The organism is Streptomyces sp. WAC04114, assembly GCF_019733245.1.
Lineage (GTDB): Bacteria > Actinomycetota > Actinomycetes > Streptomycetales > Streptomycetaceae > Streptomyces > Streptomyces massasporeus_A.
In genome coordinates this window covers 1-13,717 of sequence record NZ_JAIGQA010000200.1, presented here as the reverse complement: position 1 = coordinate 13,717, position 13,717 = coordinate 1, and the positions used below count along the sequence as shown (strand labels likewise).

Here is a 13,717-nt window from a genome sequence, read left to right as displayed (position 1 = left end):
GCCGTGAGGCGGGGGGAGGGTGGTCAGGGGCGGTTCGCACTCGAACGGTGACGCATCCTCACCGTCCACCCGGCGGCAGCCGCGGCGACCAGCGCTCCGCCCAAGGCGAGCTGCGGGGCCGAGTCCCGGGGACTTCCGAATCCGGCCTCGACGGCCCCGTCGGGCCGGCGCTTCCCGAGCTCGTACGAATCCGTGATCTTGGTGCGTGGTGGGCACTTGACGGTGATGGTGTCGGTGTCTGGCAAGGTCCCCTCCGGCAACGTGAACTCGCCGGTCAGCACACCCTTGCTCTCGCCTTCGAAGAGGTGGAACTTCCCTGCCACCTCGGACTCGCCCTTGCCGTAGGTCACACCGTCGCCGCAGGCCGCGATGGAGACCGTGACCTTGGATCCGGGCAAGGCGCCCCGCGACCTGATGTCGAGACCGGAGCCGTCCGCGGCGGCGGCGACCGGAATCTGCAAGGCCAGGGCACCGACCACCAAGCCGATGCCGATGCCAATACGTGTGTTGCCCAAGGGAATCCTCCTGTGAAAGAGCGTCCGGCCGGCCTGTACGGCGTCTCGTTGTACGTCACTGACGAGGCAACCGACGCTCCGTCACCTCCGCAACATGACGGGTGGCACCTGCGTCGCCCGGGCAGCGGTACCGATCACCCGCACGCGGTCATTTGGGCAGGTCGAGGAAGTCGCCGCAATCGCGGCAGGAGAGTGCGTCAAGGGTCGGCGAACAGGCTAACGAAGTCCCACCGACGGCCGGGGACGTGTGCCGGGCCGGTGACCGGCGGGGCCATGCCCGATCGGGTCCCGCGGTGAGGCCCGCTCGACCCGATCGGGAGCGTCACAGACTGAGCGCCTCCTCCGCGCTATCCGCCCGACCACAACCAGCAACTCACCACAACCGTGCTGACCCCGCACAGACGAAAAGCCCGGCAGGGACAAAGGTTTCCAGGCCACCCGCCCCACCGGAGTCACGAGCAGCACTCAGAAGGAAGCGCCACCATGAACGGGACCAACCGCCCCGCCGCGCAGGGTCCCGGCCGCTTCGGGCACATCTGCGCATGGATCCGCCGCCGTCGCAGCGCCCTGATCTCTAGCGCCCTGCGCGGCGCCGCCTACGGCAGCGGAGCCGGCGCCGTCGGCCTGGTCTTCTGGTGGCTGCGCCAGGCGATCTGAGCTCCCCACCAGCCGCGGCTGCAGGTGGTCGGGCGGCTGGTGGGGGCTCGCAGCAGTTCGGGGCTCACCGGCCTGCGCGCGGTTGAGCACCAGGCCCGGGCGGGCGGGCCTGGTGCTCAGGTGGCAGTGGGCCAGGTCTGCAGCAGCGCGGCGATCTTCCCGGCGGTGCAGGCGGGGTCGAGGAGCAGGTCCTTGAGGGCGACGGCGTCCTCACGGCCGGGCTTGACGGAGATCCCGGCTGCTTCGAGGTACATGACGCCGGACGCCGCGGCGACGGCCATGTTGGAGCGCTCCAGCCAGCGGCACCGACCCAGGGTGTGCACCAGGGCGGCGGCCTTGGCATAGGGGCCGTCGTAGACGGGGTGCTCGAACAGCTCGGCCCGGTGGCGGGCGACAGCCGAGACCGGGACACCGTAGTCATCGGGGGCCGGATCGTCCGCTCCGGCGGCCTCGGTGATCTGCAGGATCCAGGGAACGTCGATGTGCAGGTCCATCAGGCCGCGCGTGCTCCCCGGCGTGCCTGCTGGGCCTCTTCGGCCTCATCGAAGACCGCCTGGTGGTCGGCCAGGAAGCGGGCGGCCGCCCCCACCGCTCGGGCACGCAGCCCGCTGGCGTCGTCCTGGACCAGCCGCGCGAGGTAGTCCCCGATGCTCAGTCCGGGGCGGGGCCCCGGTCCTAGGTCGTGTCCGCAATGTCAGGGAAGCCAGAGTTGTAGGCCGGGGTTCGACCGGATCGTGGAAGCGCTGGTGCACCGCGTGTACGACGCGACGGCGCGCGTGGAGGCGGTGAACGGGCGCGGCGGTGACGACGGCATCGACATCAAGGTCACCCACGGATCGAGGGTGCGGATCTTCCAGTTGAAGTACTACCCGGACGGTTTCCCGACCACAGCGCACAAAGGGCGGCGCAAGTCGATCAGGCAGTCGTTCGGGCGGGCTCTGCAGCACCGGCCATGGGAGTGGGACTTGGTGGTGCCGTGCACCCTGACCACTGCGGAGCGGGAGTTCGTCACCTCGCTCGCGGCCGGACAGACAGTACGGGTCGGGGTGTGGGACCGGGCCAAGCTGGACGGGTGATGCAGGCACGCCACTGCTACAGCAACACCGCCAGGTACGCCTACGAACACCGCCACGTGGGCCTGGTCTACGCCGAGGGATACGCCCTCCCCGATGGCGTCGACTTCTCCCTCGCGCACGCCTGGTGCGTCCGACCCGACGGAACGGCCGTGGATCCCACCTGGGCCGACAAGCCCGGCCGCGCCTACATCGGGGTGGCATTCCGTGATCCACAGCGCTGACCGGGCCAACGGCGGAGTCGTCGCACCCGGCGGCTTCCAGGGCGAGGACACCGACATCCTGGCCAAGGCCGTCTACAGCCGTGCCGACCGGGAGGTCTGCAAACCCGTCCTGGACCGGCTCACCGCCCGGCAGGGCCGGGTGACCGGCGACTACAGCCCCTTCTGGCGCGAGCGGGACCACCTGCCCGACGCTCGGAGGATCAAGGCGGGGTCTTCCTCGTCCACGGTCTCAACGACTGGAACGTGAAGACCCGGCACACCGCCCGACTGTGGGAGGCCCTCGGGCGGCACGGCGTCCCGCGCAAACTGTGGCTGCACCAGGCCGGGCACAGCAACCCCATGCCGCTGCGCATGGAGGAATGGCTGCGGCAGCTGCACCAGTGGTACGACTTCTGGCTGTACGGCCTGGACAGCGGCGCCCTCGACGAACCCGCGGTCGACATCGAGCAGGCCGACTTCACCTGGCGGCAGCAGTCCACCTGGCCGGCGCCCGGCACCAGGCGTCTGACGCTGCGCCTGAACGCCGACGGCGGCCTTTCACCACTGCCCGGCCGGCCGGGCGGGCGCTGCACGACGCCGGCCGCACCCAGCCCGCCGAGCCGCTCGTCGCCGATCCCGGCACCGCGCATCCCCACCGGCTCGCCTGGACGACCGCGCCCCTGCGGAGCGACCTGCGCGTCAACGGCGCGCCCGAGATGTCGGTGCGGACCTCGCTCGACGGCAGATCCCCGTATACGACGGCGCTGCTCGTCGACTACGGGACCGCCACCCGGGCCATCGCCGGCACTGTCCAGGACACCTCGCGGCTCGTCTGCTACGGCGAGGGCGGCCCCGGCGACACCGGCTGCGCGTACCGGACGAAGCACCGCACCGAGACCACCGATTTCAAGATCGTGACGCGGGGCTGGCTCGACGTCCGCAACCGCGACTCGGCCGCCCGGCCGTCGCCGGTCGTCGAAGGCCGCGAGTACCGGCTGCGCTGGGCCATGCAGCCCCAGGACCACGTCGTCGAGAAGGGGCACCGGCTCGGCGTGGTGCTGATCTCCACCGACCACGACTACATGCTGCGCCACCCGCCCGGCACGCGGATGACCGTAAGGACCGGGCTCAGCAGCGTGACGCTCCCGGTGGCGCCCCCGGCCGGAAGCTGAGGAGCCGGCCCCGGGCCCCGCCCCGGACTCCCGTACCGGCGCGGGGCGGCCGCTGTATCTCCGCTGTACGGGCCGGTCTATGGGACGTGCGTACCGTCTGCCGAAAGGAGGAGGGGAACTCATGATGCCGTCATTGAGCAAGGTCGCCGACCGGGTGCTCGAGCGTTTCGTGCCGAAGGCGTCCGCGTCCGCGGACACCAGCTGGTGGGAGTACTGCTACTGCACCGCCGACTGGCGCAAGATCTACCGCCTGTGTCACGTGGTGGGCGGACGGACCTCGTGCGGAAAGTGCGAGAACGTCCGCTACATCGGCTGCTGACAGAACACGAGTGCGGGGCGGGCGGCGCTGGCACGCGTCCGGGGTCGTCCGCTCCCGTGCCCCACATACGAGGACTTCGCGCATGACCTACGTCGCTTTCGCATGCCGGATTCTCTTGTTCGGTGTCTTTCTGCTGGCGCTCGCCGGAAAGGTGCGCAGCAGGACCGCCTTCGCCTCGTTCGCCCGGTCGATCACTGACCTGCGGCTCTTTCCCCGGAAGGTGTCGAGGGCGGCGGCCGCCGCGGTGATCGCCGGAGAAGTCGCGGTACTGCTGCTGCTCGTGCCCCCGCGAACGGCGCCCCTGGGGCTGGCGGCCGCGGTGCTCCTGCTGCTCGCCTTCACCGCGGGCATCGTGGTGGCACTGCGCGGCGGACGCCGCGGCCCGTGCCGTTGCTTCGGAGCATCGGCCACTCCGCTGGGACCGCTGCACGTGGTCCGCAACCTGATCCTGGCCGGAACGGGCGCGGCCGGCTTCGCGGTGATGACCGCGCTGCCCGCCGCCGGATGGCCGGCTCACGCCGGCGGCGGCGCGGTCGCGGCGGTCGCGGCGGTCGTCGCGGCCCTGCTGGTCGCCCGGCTCGACGACCTGGCCGCCCTCTTCCGCACCGGCCGGCCGGCCCCGGTCGCCGCCCGTCCACGCGCCGTCCACAAGTGAGGTCCCCTTCATGCCTTTTCTGATTGCCGCCGTCGTCCTGGTCGGTGTGCTGTGCCTGTTCGACCTGCTCCTCACCTTCGCGGTGCTGCGCCGGCTGCGCGAGCACACCGCGGAACTCGAACGGCTGGAGGGTCGGCCCAGCTTCTCCTCGTACGACCCGGGCATGCTGGTGGGCCACCGGCTTCCGGAAGCCGCCCGGGCACCCGGCGCCACCCTCGTGGCCTTCTTCGACGCGCAGTGCGACACCTGCCACGACCACGCGCCGAAGTTCGCCGTCCGGGCCCGCCGGTACGGGGCGCTGGCAGTGGTGTCGGGCGACGGGGCGCGCGCCGACGAGCTGGTCGCCGCGGTGGGTCCGGACGCGGCGGTGATCCGGGGTGAGGACGCCCACGCCGTGGCCGACGACATGGGCATCCAGGCCTTCCCCACCTTCGTCCTGGTCGACGGGGAGGGCTTGGTGGTGCAGGCGTCCACCGAGCTGGCCGAGCTGCCCGAGCCGGCCCCGGCGGCGTGAGCGTGGAGAACGGACCGCAGGCCGGGCCCACCGGGCGGGCGGTCACGGCGGGGCCGAGGCGGACCGTGCGGCACCTCGGGGTCGCCTGGTCGATGTGCTGGCGGGCGGGACCGTGGCACGCGCTGGCGTACTCGCTCGTCACCGTCGTCCTCGGCCTGCTGCCCACCGCCACGGCATGGCTGACGAAACTCGTCGTGGACGACCTGGCCGGCGGACGACCGGAACACGTGCTGGAGTTGGCGGCGGGCCTGGCCGCCGTGGGCCTCGCGGCTGGTGTGCTGCCGCACCTGAGCGGTTACCTGCAGAACGAACTGGGCCGCCGGCTGGACCGCTTGATGCAGGACCGCCTGTACGGCGCCGTCAACCGGCTGCAGGGGCTGTCCCGGTTCGAGAACCCCGGGTTCCGTAACGACCTCAACATGGCCATGCAGGCGTCCGGGGGCGGGCTCGGCCCCGTCACCACGGGCCTGTTCGACACCGCGCGCAACGTCATCACGCTCGTGAGCCTGCTCGGGACGCTGGCGTTGCTGAGCCCGTCGATGGCCGCACTCGTCACGGTGGCCGCCGTCCCCGCGCTCCTCGCGCGGCTCTCCCTGTCCCGGCGCAGGGTCGGCATGCTCGCGGGAGTCTCCCCCGCGGTCCGCCGCCAGGTCTTCTACTCGCTGCTTCTCACCGACGTCCGCAGCGCGATGGAGACCCGGCTGTTCGGCCTCGGCGACTTCCTCAAGGGGCGCATGCTCACGGAGCTCGCGATCCGGCAGGAGGGCGAACAGCGGATCGACCGCCAGGAGGCGCGGACGCAGTCCCTCCTCGCGCTGCTGTCCACGGTGGTCGCGGGACTGGGACTCGTGTGGGCGGTGCGGGCCGCCACGACCGGGGCCCTGAGCGTGGGCGACGTGACGGCGTTCGTCGCCGCCGTGGCCGGTACCCAGGCCGCCCTGACCGGTCTGGTGGACAACGTCGCGATGGCGCATGAGGCGCTGCTCGTCTTCGGGTACCACGACAAGGTGATGTCGCTCCCCGACGACCTGCCGTCGGCGGACCCTTCGGGGCGACTGCCGGCCCTGCGCCGGGGCATCGAACTGCGCGGCGTCTGGTTCCGGTACGCCGAGGACCATCCGTGGATTCTCCGGGGCGTCGACCTGACCGTCCCGCACGGAACCGCGGTCGCCCTCGTCGGGCTGAACGGCGCGGGGAAAAGCACCCTGATCAAACTGCTCTGCCGTTTCTACGATCCGACCCAAGGGGCGATCTACTGGGACGGAGTGGACATCCGCGACGTGCCGCCGGCCGAACTGCGCCGTCGTATGGGCGTGTTGTTCCAGGACTACATGTGTTACGACCTGACGGCGGCGGAGAACATCGGCGTCGGGGAACTCCAGGCGCTCGACGACCGCCCGCGACTGCGCGAGGCCGCCCGGCTCGCCGATGCCGACGGCACCGTGGAGCGGCTGCCCCGTGGTTACGACACCATGCTCAGCCGCATATTCGCCGACCAGGCCGAGGACGACCCGCAGTCCGGGGTCGTGCTCTCCGGCGGCCAGTGGCAGCGGCTGGCGCTCGCCCGCACCCTGCTGCGCGACGACCGGGACCTGCTGATCCTGGACGAGCCCAGTGCCGGCCTGGACGCCCAGGCGGAGGCGGAGATCCACGCCCGGCTGCGCGAACACCGGTCGGGGCGCACCAGCCTGCTCGTCTCCCACCGGCTCGGCGCGGTCCGCGAGGCGGACGCGATCGTCGTGCTGGAGGGCGGCCGGATCGTGGAAAGGGGAACGCACGAGCAGCTCATGGCCGGGGAGGGCGAGTACGCGCGTCTGTTCGCCATCCAGGCCGAGGGCTATCGCGCCCCGGACGCCCCGGACGCACCCGAGGCCGTGGACGCCCTGGACGCACCGCAGGCCCCGGACGCACCGGCTCGTCCGGACGTGGCGGCTCGTCCGGAGGTGGCGGACCGGCCCGGGGCACCGGCGGCGGAGCCGTCGCACGCGGTCATATCGCCGATCGGCTGAGCACCGGCTCCCTGTAGCGGACCTGGTCGCGGGCGGCGAGCTCTCGCGCGTACAGGCCCGCGAGATCAGGCATCCGGAACCCCTCGCGCGCCACCGGAGTGAGCAGCCCGACGGTCACCAGGCAGTCCAGGGCCCGCTCAGTAGCCGGCAGGGCGGCGCCGATGGCCTCGGCGGCGCGCGTCGCGCTGAAGGACGCCCCGAGGGTGCACAGCCGGTGGAACGCCCGTGCGGCGGCGCGGTGTTCGGGGTCGTGGGCCGACAGCTCCCGGTAGCTCCTGGCGTACGACGAGCGCATCGTCAGGTCGGCGACCCGTAATTCGTCGAGGGTGCGCGCCGGGTCGCGCAGCCGGGCGGCGAGTCCGGCGAGGCTCCCCCGCGGGCGGCCGGCGCAGCGGGCCCCCGCGATGCTGAGCGCGAGGGGGTTTCCGTGGCAGAGCCGTGCGATCTCTCGCGCCGCCCGGGGCTCCGCGGTGACGCGCGCGTCCCCGGCCAGCAGGGACAGCAGGCGGACGGAGTCCGTTTCGTCCAGGGGGTCCACCGGCACATTCACCGCGTCCAGCGCGGGCAGAACACTCCGGCTCGTGACCAGCACCGCGCACCCCGGGCCTGCGGGCAGCAGCGGAAGGACCTGGCCGCGGTGGAAGGCGTTGTCGACGACCACGAGGACGCGCCGGCCCGCGACCATGGACTGGTAGTAGGCCGAGACCTCGGAGAGGGCGGTCGGCACGTCCGCCCGGGGCATGCCGAGCGAGCGGAGGAAGTGGCGCAGCACGGTGACCGGGGTCAGGGGGCCGGCGCCGGCCCGCGGGCTGTCGAGATCGACGTAGAGCTGGCCGTCGGGGTAGTCCGCGGCGACCCGGTGGGCGACGTGCAGGGCCAGCGCCGACTTCCCGCGTCCGGCCGGCCCGTGCAGCACCACGACCGGCGCCCCGGCGGTCGTCCCGTCCCGGGTGCGCAGGGCGTCCCGCACCAGGGATGTCTCGTGCGCCCGTCCGGCGAACGGCCCGGGAGCCCGGGGGAGCTGGCGCGGCACCGTACCGGTGGCCGGGTGCGCGGGCCGCGCCGTCGTCAGGGCGGTGACCTCCGGGACGGACGTCGGATCCGGTTCCCGGCGCAGCACGGCCTGTTGGGTGCGGCACAGCTCCGGCCCCGGGTCCAGGCCGAGTTCGTTGCGCAGCGTTTCGCGGGCGTCGGTGAAGGCGGCGAGCGCGCCGGCCGTGTCGCCGCTGTGATGCAGGGCGAGCATCAGGCGGCTGCGCAGCCGTTCGCGCAGGGGATGCCGGCGCACGGCCCGGCGCAGGGTGTCGACCACGGCCGCCCCGGCACCGCGCGCGAGTTCCACGTCCGCCTGTGCCTCGATCGCGCTCAGGTACCGCTCGGTGAGGTCCGCCGCGATGCCCTCCAGGGCGGGTCCTTTGACGACGTTCTCCAGTGGCGCCCCGTGCCAGAGTGCCAGGGCGCCGCCCAGTGCGCGGGTGGCCCCCGCCAGGTCGTGCCCGGCCGCCGCCTGCCGTGCCCGCTCGGCGAGGGCCTCGAAGCGGGCGATGTCGGTCTCGCCGTCGTCCGTCCGGAGCGCGTAGCCGGAGCGGGACGTGATCAGCCGGGGGTGCGTGCCGTCCGCGGCGGGCGGCAGGAGCCGACGCAACTGCATCACATACGTGCGCAGATTGGGCACCGCCGACCGGGGCGGGGTGCCGCCCCAGAGTTCTTCCACGAGGGCGGGCACGGAGACGACGCCGCCCCGGTGGGCGACCAGCATCGCGAGAATGGTGCGCTGTTTGTCAGCGGCTATACGGACGGTCTGGCCACCGTCCACGATTTCCAGCGGGCCGAGGGCCCGGAACTCGACGGTCATGCTTGTGGCTGTCCCCCGGTATGTGATTTTTACAAAGCACTGCCGCCCAGTCGGCGGACCGCCACGCCCATGATCCGGTCGGCCTCGAAGAATCCCCGATGACGGGAATCAATACTGTCCAGATTGTCGCCGAGCACCACCAGCCGCCCGTCCGGGACCTCGGTGAGGTCTCCGCCTCCCGGTATTCCTTCCGGAATACGGTCCCCGGGAAGCGCGGCGGCCCGCTTGATGTTCCATGCGCGGTCGCTCAGCGGTTCGTAGTCGCCCGTCCTTCGCGGGGGCTGCAGTACGACGATGTCCCCGGTCCGCACCTGGTCGACGGTGCGGCGTTCCACCACCACCCGGTCGCCGGGCGAAAGCGTCGGCGCCATGCTGGTGCCTTCCACGGTGACCACGGTGTATCGGCCGCGTATGCGGAGCGCGGCAAGGACGGCGCCGGCGAGGCCGACAAGGAACCCAACGGCAATCAACAGAACAGGCACAGTCACCCCCCGTGGGTTCCGCCGGTCGGTGTGATCGTGCCCGCCCGCCGTATTGCCTGTCAATGTATTTCTTCTTGCCCCCGCGGGAAACCCGGGGGTGCCTCGCGCCCTGTTCGCCCCCTTTGCAATTCGCGTGAAAGTTGGGTGTCTATGGGTGTTTCGGGCGGTTCGCTGGACACGGTTTGCGGACCGGTCTCTTCCGCTCGCTGTATCCGAACTGTACGAAGCGCGGTATCTGCCGTTGCTACGGTCGAATCTGCTTCTTTCCGGCAGTGCGTACTCGAAAGGAAACGGCAGTGATGGGATTCATGGGGACGATGGGCGACAAGATTCTGGGCAGGCTCGTGCCCAAGGCCGTGGCCCAGGCGGACACCACCTTCCAGAAGATCTGCTACTGCAGCCAGCGCAACAGCTTCTACTACCGGCAGACCTGCCATGTGGTCGGTGGCTACACCTCCTGCGGCACCTGCTACCTCAGCTCGCCCTGCCGGCCGTCGGCCTGACGGCGACATGGCGATCGGGCCGCGGACGCGCCGTCCGCGGCCCGATCGGCGCGCTGTTCGTCCGGAGGACGCTCAGCCGTCGCCCCGCACCCGCTGCCGGGGGAAGCGGCGGCGTCCTTCAGGACCCCGAGAGAAGCTTCCCGCTCCTGAAGGACGGTCTGCCAGAGGATGGCCTGCTGCCCTGGGGCGACCGCTCTGACAGATCTTGCAGTCGGTGAAAATGCTGGGGCCGCCGCGTTCTGCTTGCTCTTGCCGGAGATGAACGTGTCCCGGTCCTTGCGCCCGGCGGCCGGTCGCCTGACGCGGATCTCGGCACCGTCGATGATGCCGGTCTGCCCGCTGGTTCCGAGGTGGTCGACGACCTCGGCCAGTGTCCGCAGCCGCGCACCCGGGCTGATGGTGCACCCTCGCTCGGCGAGCAGTGGCCGCACCTCGCCGATGGCACGTGTGATGGTGGAGCGGTCCACACCGAACCAGCAGGCCAGCACGTCATGAGTGACGGCATGGCGCAGATGCACGAGCGTGGCCAGGAGCCGGTCGACGAACACCAGCCGGTGCTTACACCTGCGCCCACAGCCCCGCGGCTGGACGCGAGCTTGGCCTGGTGCCGTGCGTGCCACAACGGCCCCACCTCAGCAACGAGTTCCGTGATCACGTCAGCCGACAGGCCCGCGATACTCCGGTCGCTGACGATCACTGCACGAGACGCCTTCCCCACCACACGACCATGATCGACGATCAGGAGCCCGACGCCTCACCGCCTACCGTGCACGAGCTCGTCAGGGACAGCACGCAAGGAGCCCTCCCAACTCTGTTGCCTAGGAAGCCCGTTGGGATGTAGGGCTCCTTTCGCGTCTTCCCGGATTCTATCGACGGCGGGTCGCATTGGGGTACTTGCGCGTGAGGGAGTACACCGCATGCATAGTCGTTCTACTGACCCCTGTGGACCCCTGCTGTTCTGTCCCCGGGCGTAGAAGCGCAGGTCGTAATGTAGGTGCGTCACCTTCTGAAGAAGGCCGGCGTACCGGCGCCGGACCCGGACGACAAGGCGGCCGCTCACGCCCGCTCGTACGCCCAGGTCAGTCCTGCGGCGTGAGTTGGCCGATGATCTGCTCCGTGAGCTCGATGGCGGGTGCCGTGCCGTCGGGTGACTGGTTGAGGTTGGTGAGCACCACGATGGTGGTGCGGGTGGCCGGGTCGTAGCCCATGAAGCTGTTGTAGCCCGGGATCTCACCGTCGTGGCCGATGTATCCCAGGATGTTCGCGACGGCCAGGCCGTAAGTCGGTGCCCGGGGGAGGTCGGAGGTCGGCACGAAGGTCAGTCTTTCGCGTTGCACTGCGGGGCTGAGCAGGGTCCCCGTGGCGAGGGCCTTCGCCCAGCGACGCAAGTCGTCCACCGTGGAGACGGCCGCTCCAGCGGACCACGCCAATGAGGCGTTGTCGCGCGTGGCCTTTCTGGGGTTGCCCGCCGACCAGTCTGCCCAGGCCGCGTCCTTGCCGGTCAGGACCGGGGCGGTCAGGCTGTCCACGTTGTCGATGAACATGTAGCCCTGAGCGTGTGGACGGGGGATCGAGCTACCGTTGGCGAAACTGGTCTCCTCAAGTCCGGCCGGTTCGAAGACGCGTTCTCGGAGAAGGTGGGCGAGCGGTCGGCCGGTGACCTGCTCGGCGATGAGGCCGAGGAGCACGTAGTTGGTGTTGGAGTAGTGGTATCCGGTGCCCGGGGGGAAGTAGACGGGGTGGCGGAAGGCGATGTCGAGGAGTTCCTGCGGGGACCAGTAGCGCTCCGGGTGCTGGTCGAGTTGCCGGTTGAAGCGGGGGTCCTCGGCGTAGTTGTACAGCCCGCTGGTCATCTGCAGGAGCTGGCGGATGGTGATGCGCCTGCCGTTCGGTACGCCTTGACGGTATGCCGCCACGGGTTTGTCCAGGGCGAGTCTGCCCTCCTGGACGAGTTGCAGGATCACCGTTCCGGTGAAGGTCTTGGTGATGCTGCCGACCCGCATGTGGTCGCGGGCTCTGATCGGCGTCCCGGTCGCCAGGTCCGCGGTGCCCAGCGCTGTGGTCCAGGTGCCTCGCGCGGGTGTGGACACGGACACGATCGCGCCGGGAACGCGCAGCCGCTGCATTTGGGCCAGCAGATCCGCTGTCAGTTTCCGCGTGAAGGGTGTGTCCCGGGTGTCCCGGGCGTCCTGGGAAGCGCGGGCGCCGGCGGACGCGACGGTGGTCGGGTCCCTGGGGACCGCGGGGGCGGGGGTGGCCATGGCGATGGCGATCGCACCGGCCGTCAGCACAGCGGCCATGGGGCGCGGTCTCAGGGCGCGGGTGCCGAGTACGCGCGTTCCCGGCGCGCCGGGACGGGCTTGTGATCTTCGCCTGGGGTGCATCCGTGAGCCTCGATCCGCAGCAAGGGATGTGACCCCGCTTGATTTAGCACCCGCTCGTCACTCCCGCCCCGGTTCAGCCACTGGTGGGCGTGGTGCGAGGGTTTCCCTTCGGCCGCGCGGGCCTTCTCCTCCGCTGTGCGCTCCTCTTCTTCCGCCTGCTTCTCCAGCTCCGCTACCTCCCTCGCCTTGGCCTCCTCCCGGTCTTCCTCTCGCCAGCGTTTTCCTGCTCCCATCGCTCAGCGGCGATGGCCCTCTTCTGTTCCTGGTTCGCTTTCCACTGCTCCACCAGAGCCGAGCAACTCGCCCCGCCCTTGGCTGTGCACCCCTGGGAGGGATGGACGTTCACTGCTGGATGGGGAACACAGCGCACCCCCGACGTGCGCCTGGTGCAGCCCGACGTCGTGATGGAGGTGGCTAGCGACATGGCCCGGGGCGCGGCCGGGCGGTGGCGGCACCCGGCCCGGGCGCACCGCGTCCGCACGGACATCGGCGTAGCTCAGGTGCCGTTCTTCAGCGAGTGACCACCTACCAAACGGCTCCGCCCAAGGGGGCTTTCGCGGTTCCGGCGGCCTGCACCACCAGCCGGAGCGGTGCAGCCGGCCGGGTGATCACCTGGCTGAGGGGCATAGTGCGCTCGGTCGGGCTGCAGGGCGTGGGGTGCAGGGCTCGCTCGAGTATCAGGGCTGGTCGATGGTCTCCTCATCAACGCCGATGGTCTCGGTCACGCTGTCCCGCAAGTACTCATAAAGAGCTGGCGCGGGGACCCTGATGGATCGTCCGACTCGGATGGCCGGCAGGTGCCCCGAGTGGACCAGGCGATAGACCGCCATCTTGGAGACGCGCATGACGGACGCCACCTCAGCAACGGTCAGGACGACTATACCGTCGAACAGCGGGCGCTCACTGTGCCTCCGCGGGCCCCTGCCATTCCCGACCCGTCTTCGGCGGCATACGCGCTTCAGTGCGCACTTCTTCACCCTCGTCGGACCTGATCTCAGTCTGCTCTGCCATCCACGTGAAGAGGTGCTTCAGGAACCATCTGGCGGCCCCGGCGAGGTTGAACAGCGAAGCAGCCTCGGCGGAGTCCTTTCCTGCGTCGTAGTTCTTGGTGTTCGGGTCGACCCCGTGGTCCTCGGTGAACTTCTTGTAGTCGTCGTTCACGCCGTAGTTGCCGCCGCCACCCCAGCACCAGGGCTCGGTGGCGTATTCCATGGCGCCCAGGCCCTCTGTGACCAGGTCTCCGACGCCGCCGAGGAAGTCTTGAAGCTGCCCTGGGCCCTCGGGTCCTTCGGCTCCTTGCTGTCGCAGATGCCGTAGTTGCGCTTGATCAGGGGGCAGGAGTCACCACCGCCACCGCCACCGCCACCGCCACCGCC

The 13,717-nt window shown here is 70.7% G+C and carries 19 protein-coding genes and 2 pseudogenes; 12 read left to right on the top strand and 9 right to left on the bottom strand.

Annotation, left to right across the window (positions count from 1 at the left end; translation table 11 throughout):
- Window positions 1-23: 23 nt before the first annotated feature.
- Complete coding sequence (locus K4G64_RS33735; RefSeq protein ID WP_221759714.1) at window positions 24-515, bottom strand: sortase; 492 nt, start codon at window positions 513-515, stop codon at window positions 24-26.
- Between the two features lie 483 nt (window positions 516-998).
- Here K4G64_RS33735 and K4G64_RS33730 point away from each other — a divergent pair, with 483 nt between their 5' ends.
- Entirely contained in the window at window positions 999-1,172 is a 174-nt protein-coding gene (locus tag K4G64_RS33730; RefSeq protein ID WP_221759713.1) for a hypothetical protein, read from the top strand.
- A 116-nt stretch (window positions 1,173-1,288) separates the two neighbouring features.
- On the opposite strand, the gene K4G64_RS33725 is transcribed toward K4G64_RS33730, so the two are convergent.
- Window positions 1,289-1,666: a fic family toxin-antitoxin system, toxin component gene (locus K4G64_RS33725; protein WP_221759712.1), complete on the bottom strand. Its 378-nt coding sequence runs from the start codon at window positions 1,664-1,666 to the stop codon at window positions 1,289-1,291.
- Window positions 1,667-1,906: 240 nt separating this feature from the next.
- On the opposite strand from K4G64_RS33725, the gene K4G64_RS33720 reads away from it, so the two are divergent.
- The 9 genes and pseudogenes from K4G64_RS33720 (at window position 1,907) to K4G64_RS33695 (ending at window position 7,117) form a co-directional block, all read left to right on the top strand.
- Window positions 1,907-2,248, top strand: a complete 342-nt coding sequence (locus K4G64_RS33720) for a hypothetical protein (RefSeq protein ID WP_221759711.1) — start codon at window positions 1,907-1,909, stop codon at window positions 2,246-2,248.
- Window positions 2,245-2,469: a hypothetical protein gene (locus tag K4G64_RS40765; RefSeq protein ID WP_260461342.1), complete on the top strand. Its 225-nt coding sequence runs from the start codon at window positions 2,245-2,247 to the stop codon at window positions 2,467-2,469. The genes K4G64_RS33720 and K4G64_RS40765 overlap by 4 nt, the downstream gene beginning before the upstream one ends.
- A complete protein-coding gene (locus K4G64_RS40760) occupies window positions 2,453-2,716 on the top strand; it encodes a hypothetical protein (RefSeq protein WP_308122561.1) in 264 nt (87 codons plus the stop codon). Before K4G64_RS40765 ends, K4G64_RS40760 begins: the two co-directional genes overlap by 17 nt.
- A pseudogene (locus K4G64_RS41190) lies at window positions 2,713-2,808 on the top strand (hypothetical protein); the annotation flags it as partial. The gene K4G64_RS40760 and the pseudogene K4G64_RS41190, both read left to right, overlap by 4 nt.
- 20 nt (window positions 2,809-2,828) lie before the next feature.
- Window positions 2,829-3,620: a CocE/NonD family hydrolase C-terminal non-catalytic domain-containing protein gene (locus K4G64_RS40750; protein WP_260461341.1), complete on the top strand. Its 792-nt coding sequence runs from the start codon at window positions 2,829-2,831 to the stop codon at window positions 3,618-3,620.
- Between the two features lie 121 nt (window positions 3,621-3,741).
- Window positions 3,742-3,939 (top strand): hypothetical protein, encoded by a 198-nt coding sequence (locus K4G64_RS33710; protein WP_031104392.1) that lies wholly within the window; start codon window positions 3,742-3,744, stop codon window positions 3,937-3,939.
- A gap of 82 nt (window positions 3,940-4,021) precedes the next feature.
- Window positions 4,022-4,594, top strand: a complete 573-nt coding sequence (locus K4G64_RS33705) for a MauE/DoxX family redox-associated membrane protein (RefSeq protein ID WP_221759710.1) — start codon at window positions 4,022-4,024, stop codon at window positions 4,592-4,594.
- Window positions 4,595-4,604: 10 nt separating this feature from the next.
- The gene (locus tag K4G64_RS33700) at window positions 4,605-5,108 is read left to right on the top strand and encodes a hypothetical protein (RefSeq protein ID WP_221759709.1); all 504 of its coding nucleotides are present in this window, start codon (window positions 4,605-4,607) and stop codon (window positions 5,106-5,108) included.
- The gene (locus tag K4G64_RS33695; protein WP_308122560.1) at window positions 5,105-7,117 is read left to right on the top strand and encodes an ATP-binding cassette domain-containing protein; all 2,013 of its coding nucleotides are present in this window, start codon (window positions 5,105-5,107) and stop codon (window positions 7,115-7,117) included. The genes K4G64_RS33700 and K4G64_RS33695 overlap by 4 nt, the downstream gene beginning before the upstream one ends.
- Here K4G64_RS33695 and K4G64_RS33690 read toward each other — a convergent pair.
- Together K4G64_RS33690 and K4G64_RS33685 are read right to left on the bottom strand one after the other, a co-directional pair.
- The gene (locus K4G64_RS33690) at window positions 7,098-8,972 is read right to left on the bottom strand and encodes an AfsR/SARP family transcriptional regulator (protein WP_221759708.1); all 1,875 of its coding nucleotides are present in this window, start codon (window positions 8,970-8,972) and stop codon (window positions 7,098-7,100) included. The genes K4G64_RS33695 and K4G64_RS33690 overlap by 20 nt on opposite strands.
- Window positions 8,973-9,001: 29 nt before the next feature.
- Window positions 9,002-9,454, bottom strand: a complete 453-nt coding sequence (locus K4G64_RS33685; RefSeq protein WP_221759707.1) for a S26 family signal peptidase — start codon at window positions 9,452-9,454, stop codon at window positions 9,002-9,004.
- A 299-nt stretch (window positions 9,455-9,753) separates the two neighbouring features.
- Between K4G64_RS33685 and K4G64_RS33680 the strand changes: the two genes are divergently transcribed.
- A complete protein-coding gene (locus K4G64_RS33680) occupies window positions 9,754-9,957 on the top strand; it encodes a hypothetical protein (protein ID WP_031104385.1) in 204 nt (67 codons plus the stop codon).
- Here the strand turns inward: K4G64_RS33680 and K4G64_RS40745 are convergent.
- Together K4G64_RS40745 and K4G64_RS33670 are read right to left on the bottom strand one after the other, a co-directional pair.
- Complete coding sequence (locus K4G64_RS40745; protein WP_308122559.1) at window positions 9,924-10,505, bottom strand: transposase family protein; 582 nt, start codon at window positions 10,503-10,505, stop codon at window positions 9,924-9,926. The genes K4G64_RS33680 and K4G64_RS40745 overlap by 34 nt on opposite strands.
- 531 nt (window positions 10,506-11,036) lie before the next feature.
- Window positions 11,037-12,257 carry a serine hydrolase gene (locus K4G64_RS33670; protein ID WP_260461340.1) on the bottom strand — a complete coding sequence of 407 codons (1,221 nt, stop codon included), beginning with the start codon at window positions 12,255-12,257 and terminating at the stop codon, window positions 11,037-11,039.
- A 329-nt stretch (window positions 12,258-12,586) separates the two neighbouring features.
- Here K4G64_RS33670 and K4G64_RS33665 point away from each other — a divergent pair, with 329 nt between their 5' ends.
- The gene (locus tag K4G64_RS33665) at window positions 12,587-12,862 is read left to right on the top strand and encodes a hypothetical protein (protein ID WP_221759706.1); all 276 of its coding nucleotides are present in this window, start codon (window positions 12,587-12,589) and stop codon (window positions 12,860-12,862) included.
- 156 nt (window positions 12,863-13,018) lie between these two features.
- On the opposite strand, the gene K4G64_RS33660 is transcribed toward K4G64_RS33665, so the two are convergent.
- The 3 genes and pseudogenes from K4G64_RS33660 to K4G64_RS33650 all read right to left on the bottom strand — a co-directional run.
- Window positions 13,019-13,234, bottom strand: coding sequence for a helix-turn-helix domain-containing protein (locus K4G64_RS33660; RefSeq protein WP_260461343.1), 216 nt, complete (start codon window positions 13,232-13,234; stop codon window positions 13,019-13,021).
- 7 nt (window positions 13,235-13,241) lie between these two features.
- Window positions 13,242-13,553, bottom strand: coding sequence for a hypothetical protein (locus tag K4G64_RS33655; RefSeq protein WP_221759718.1), 312 nt, complete (start codon window positions 13,551-13,553; stop codon window positions 13,242-13,244).
- Window positions 13,499-13,717: pseudogene (locus K4G64_RS33650) on the bottom strand (hypothetical protein); the annotation flags it as partial. The gene K4G64_RS33655 and the pseudogene K4G64_RS33650, both read right to left, overlap by 55 nt.

What these genes read in the sequence shown, in the direction of transcription:
- K4G64_RS33705 (WP_221759710.1), top strand. Translation starts at nt 4,022, where the DNA reads ATGACCTACGTCGCTTTCGCATGCCGGATTCTCTTGTTCGGTGTCTTT.
- K4G64_RS33655 (WP_221759718.1), bottom strand. Translation starts at nt 13,553, where the DNA reads ATGGAATACGCCACCGAGCCCTGGTGCTGGGGTGGCGGCGGCAACTAC.
- K4G64_RS33700 (WP_221759709.1), top strand. Translation starts at nt 4,605, where the DNA reads ATGCCTTTTCTGATTGCCGCCGTCGTCCTGGTCGGTGTGCTGTGCCTG.
- K4G64_RS33665 (WP_221759706.1), top strand. Translation starts at nt 12,587, where the DNA reads ATGGCCCTCTTCTGTTCCTGGTTCGCTTTCCACTGCTCCACCAGAGCC.
- K4G64_RS33730 (WP_221759713.1), top strand. Translation starts at nt 999, where the DNA reads ATGAACGGGACCAACCGCCCCGCCGCGCAGGGTCCCGGCCGCTTCGGG.
- K4G64_RS33725 (WP_221759712.1), bottom strand. Translation starts at nt 1,666, where the DNA reads ATGGACCTGCACATCGACGTTCCCTGGATCCTGCAGATCACCGAGGCC.
- K4G64_RS33690 (WP_221759708.1), bottom strand. Translation starts at nt 8,972, where the DNA reads ATGACCGTCGAGTTCCGGGCCCTCGGCCCGCTGGAAATCGTGGACGGT.
- K4G64_RS33680 (WP_031104385.1), top strand. Translation starts at nt 9,754, where the DNA reads ATGGGATTCATGGGGACGATGGGCGACAAGATTCTGGGCAGGCTCGTG.
- K4G64_RS40750 (WP_260461341.1), top strand. Translation starts at nt 2,829, where the DNA reads ATGGCTGCGGCAGCTGCACCAGTGGTACGACTTCTGGCTGTACGGCCT.
- K4G64_RS33670 (WP_260461340.1), bottom strand. Translation starts at nt 12,257, where the DNA reads ATGGCCGCTGTGCTGACGGCCGGTGCGATCGCCATCGCCATGGCCACC.
- K4G64_RS33710 (WP_031104392.1), top strand. Translation starts at nt 3,742, where the DNA reads ATGATGCCGTCATTGAGCAAGGTCGCCGACCGGGTGCTCGAGCGTTTC.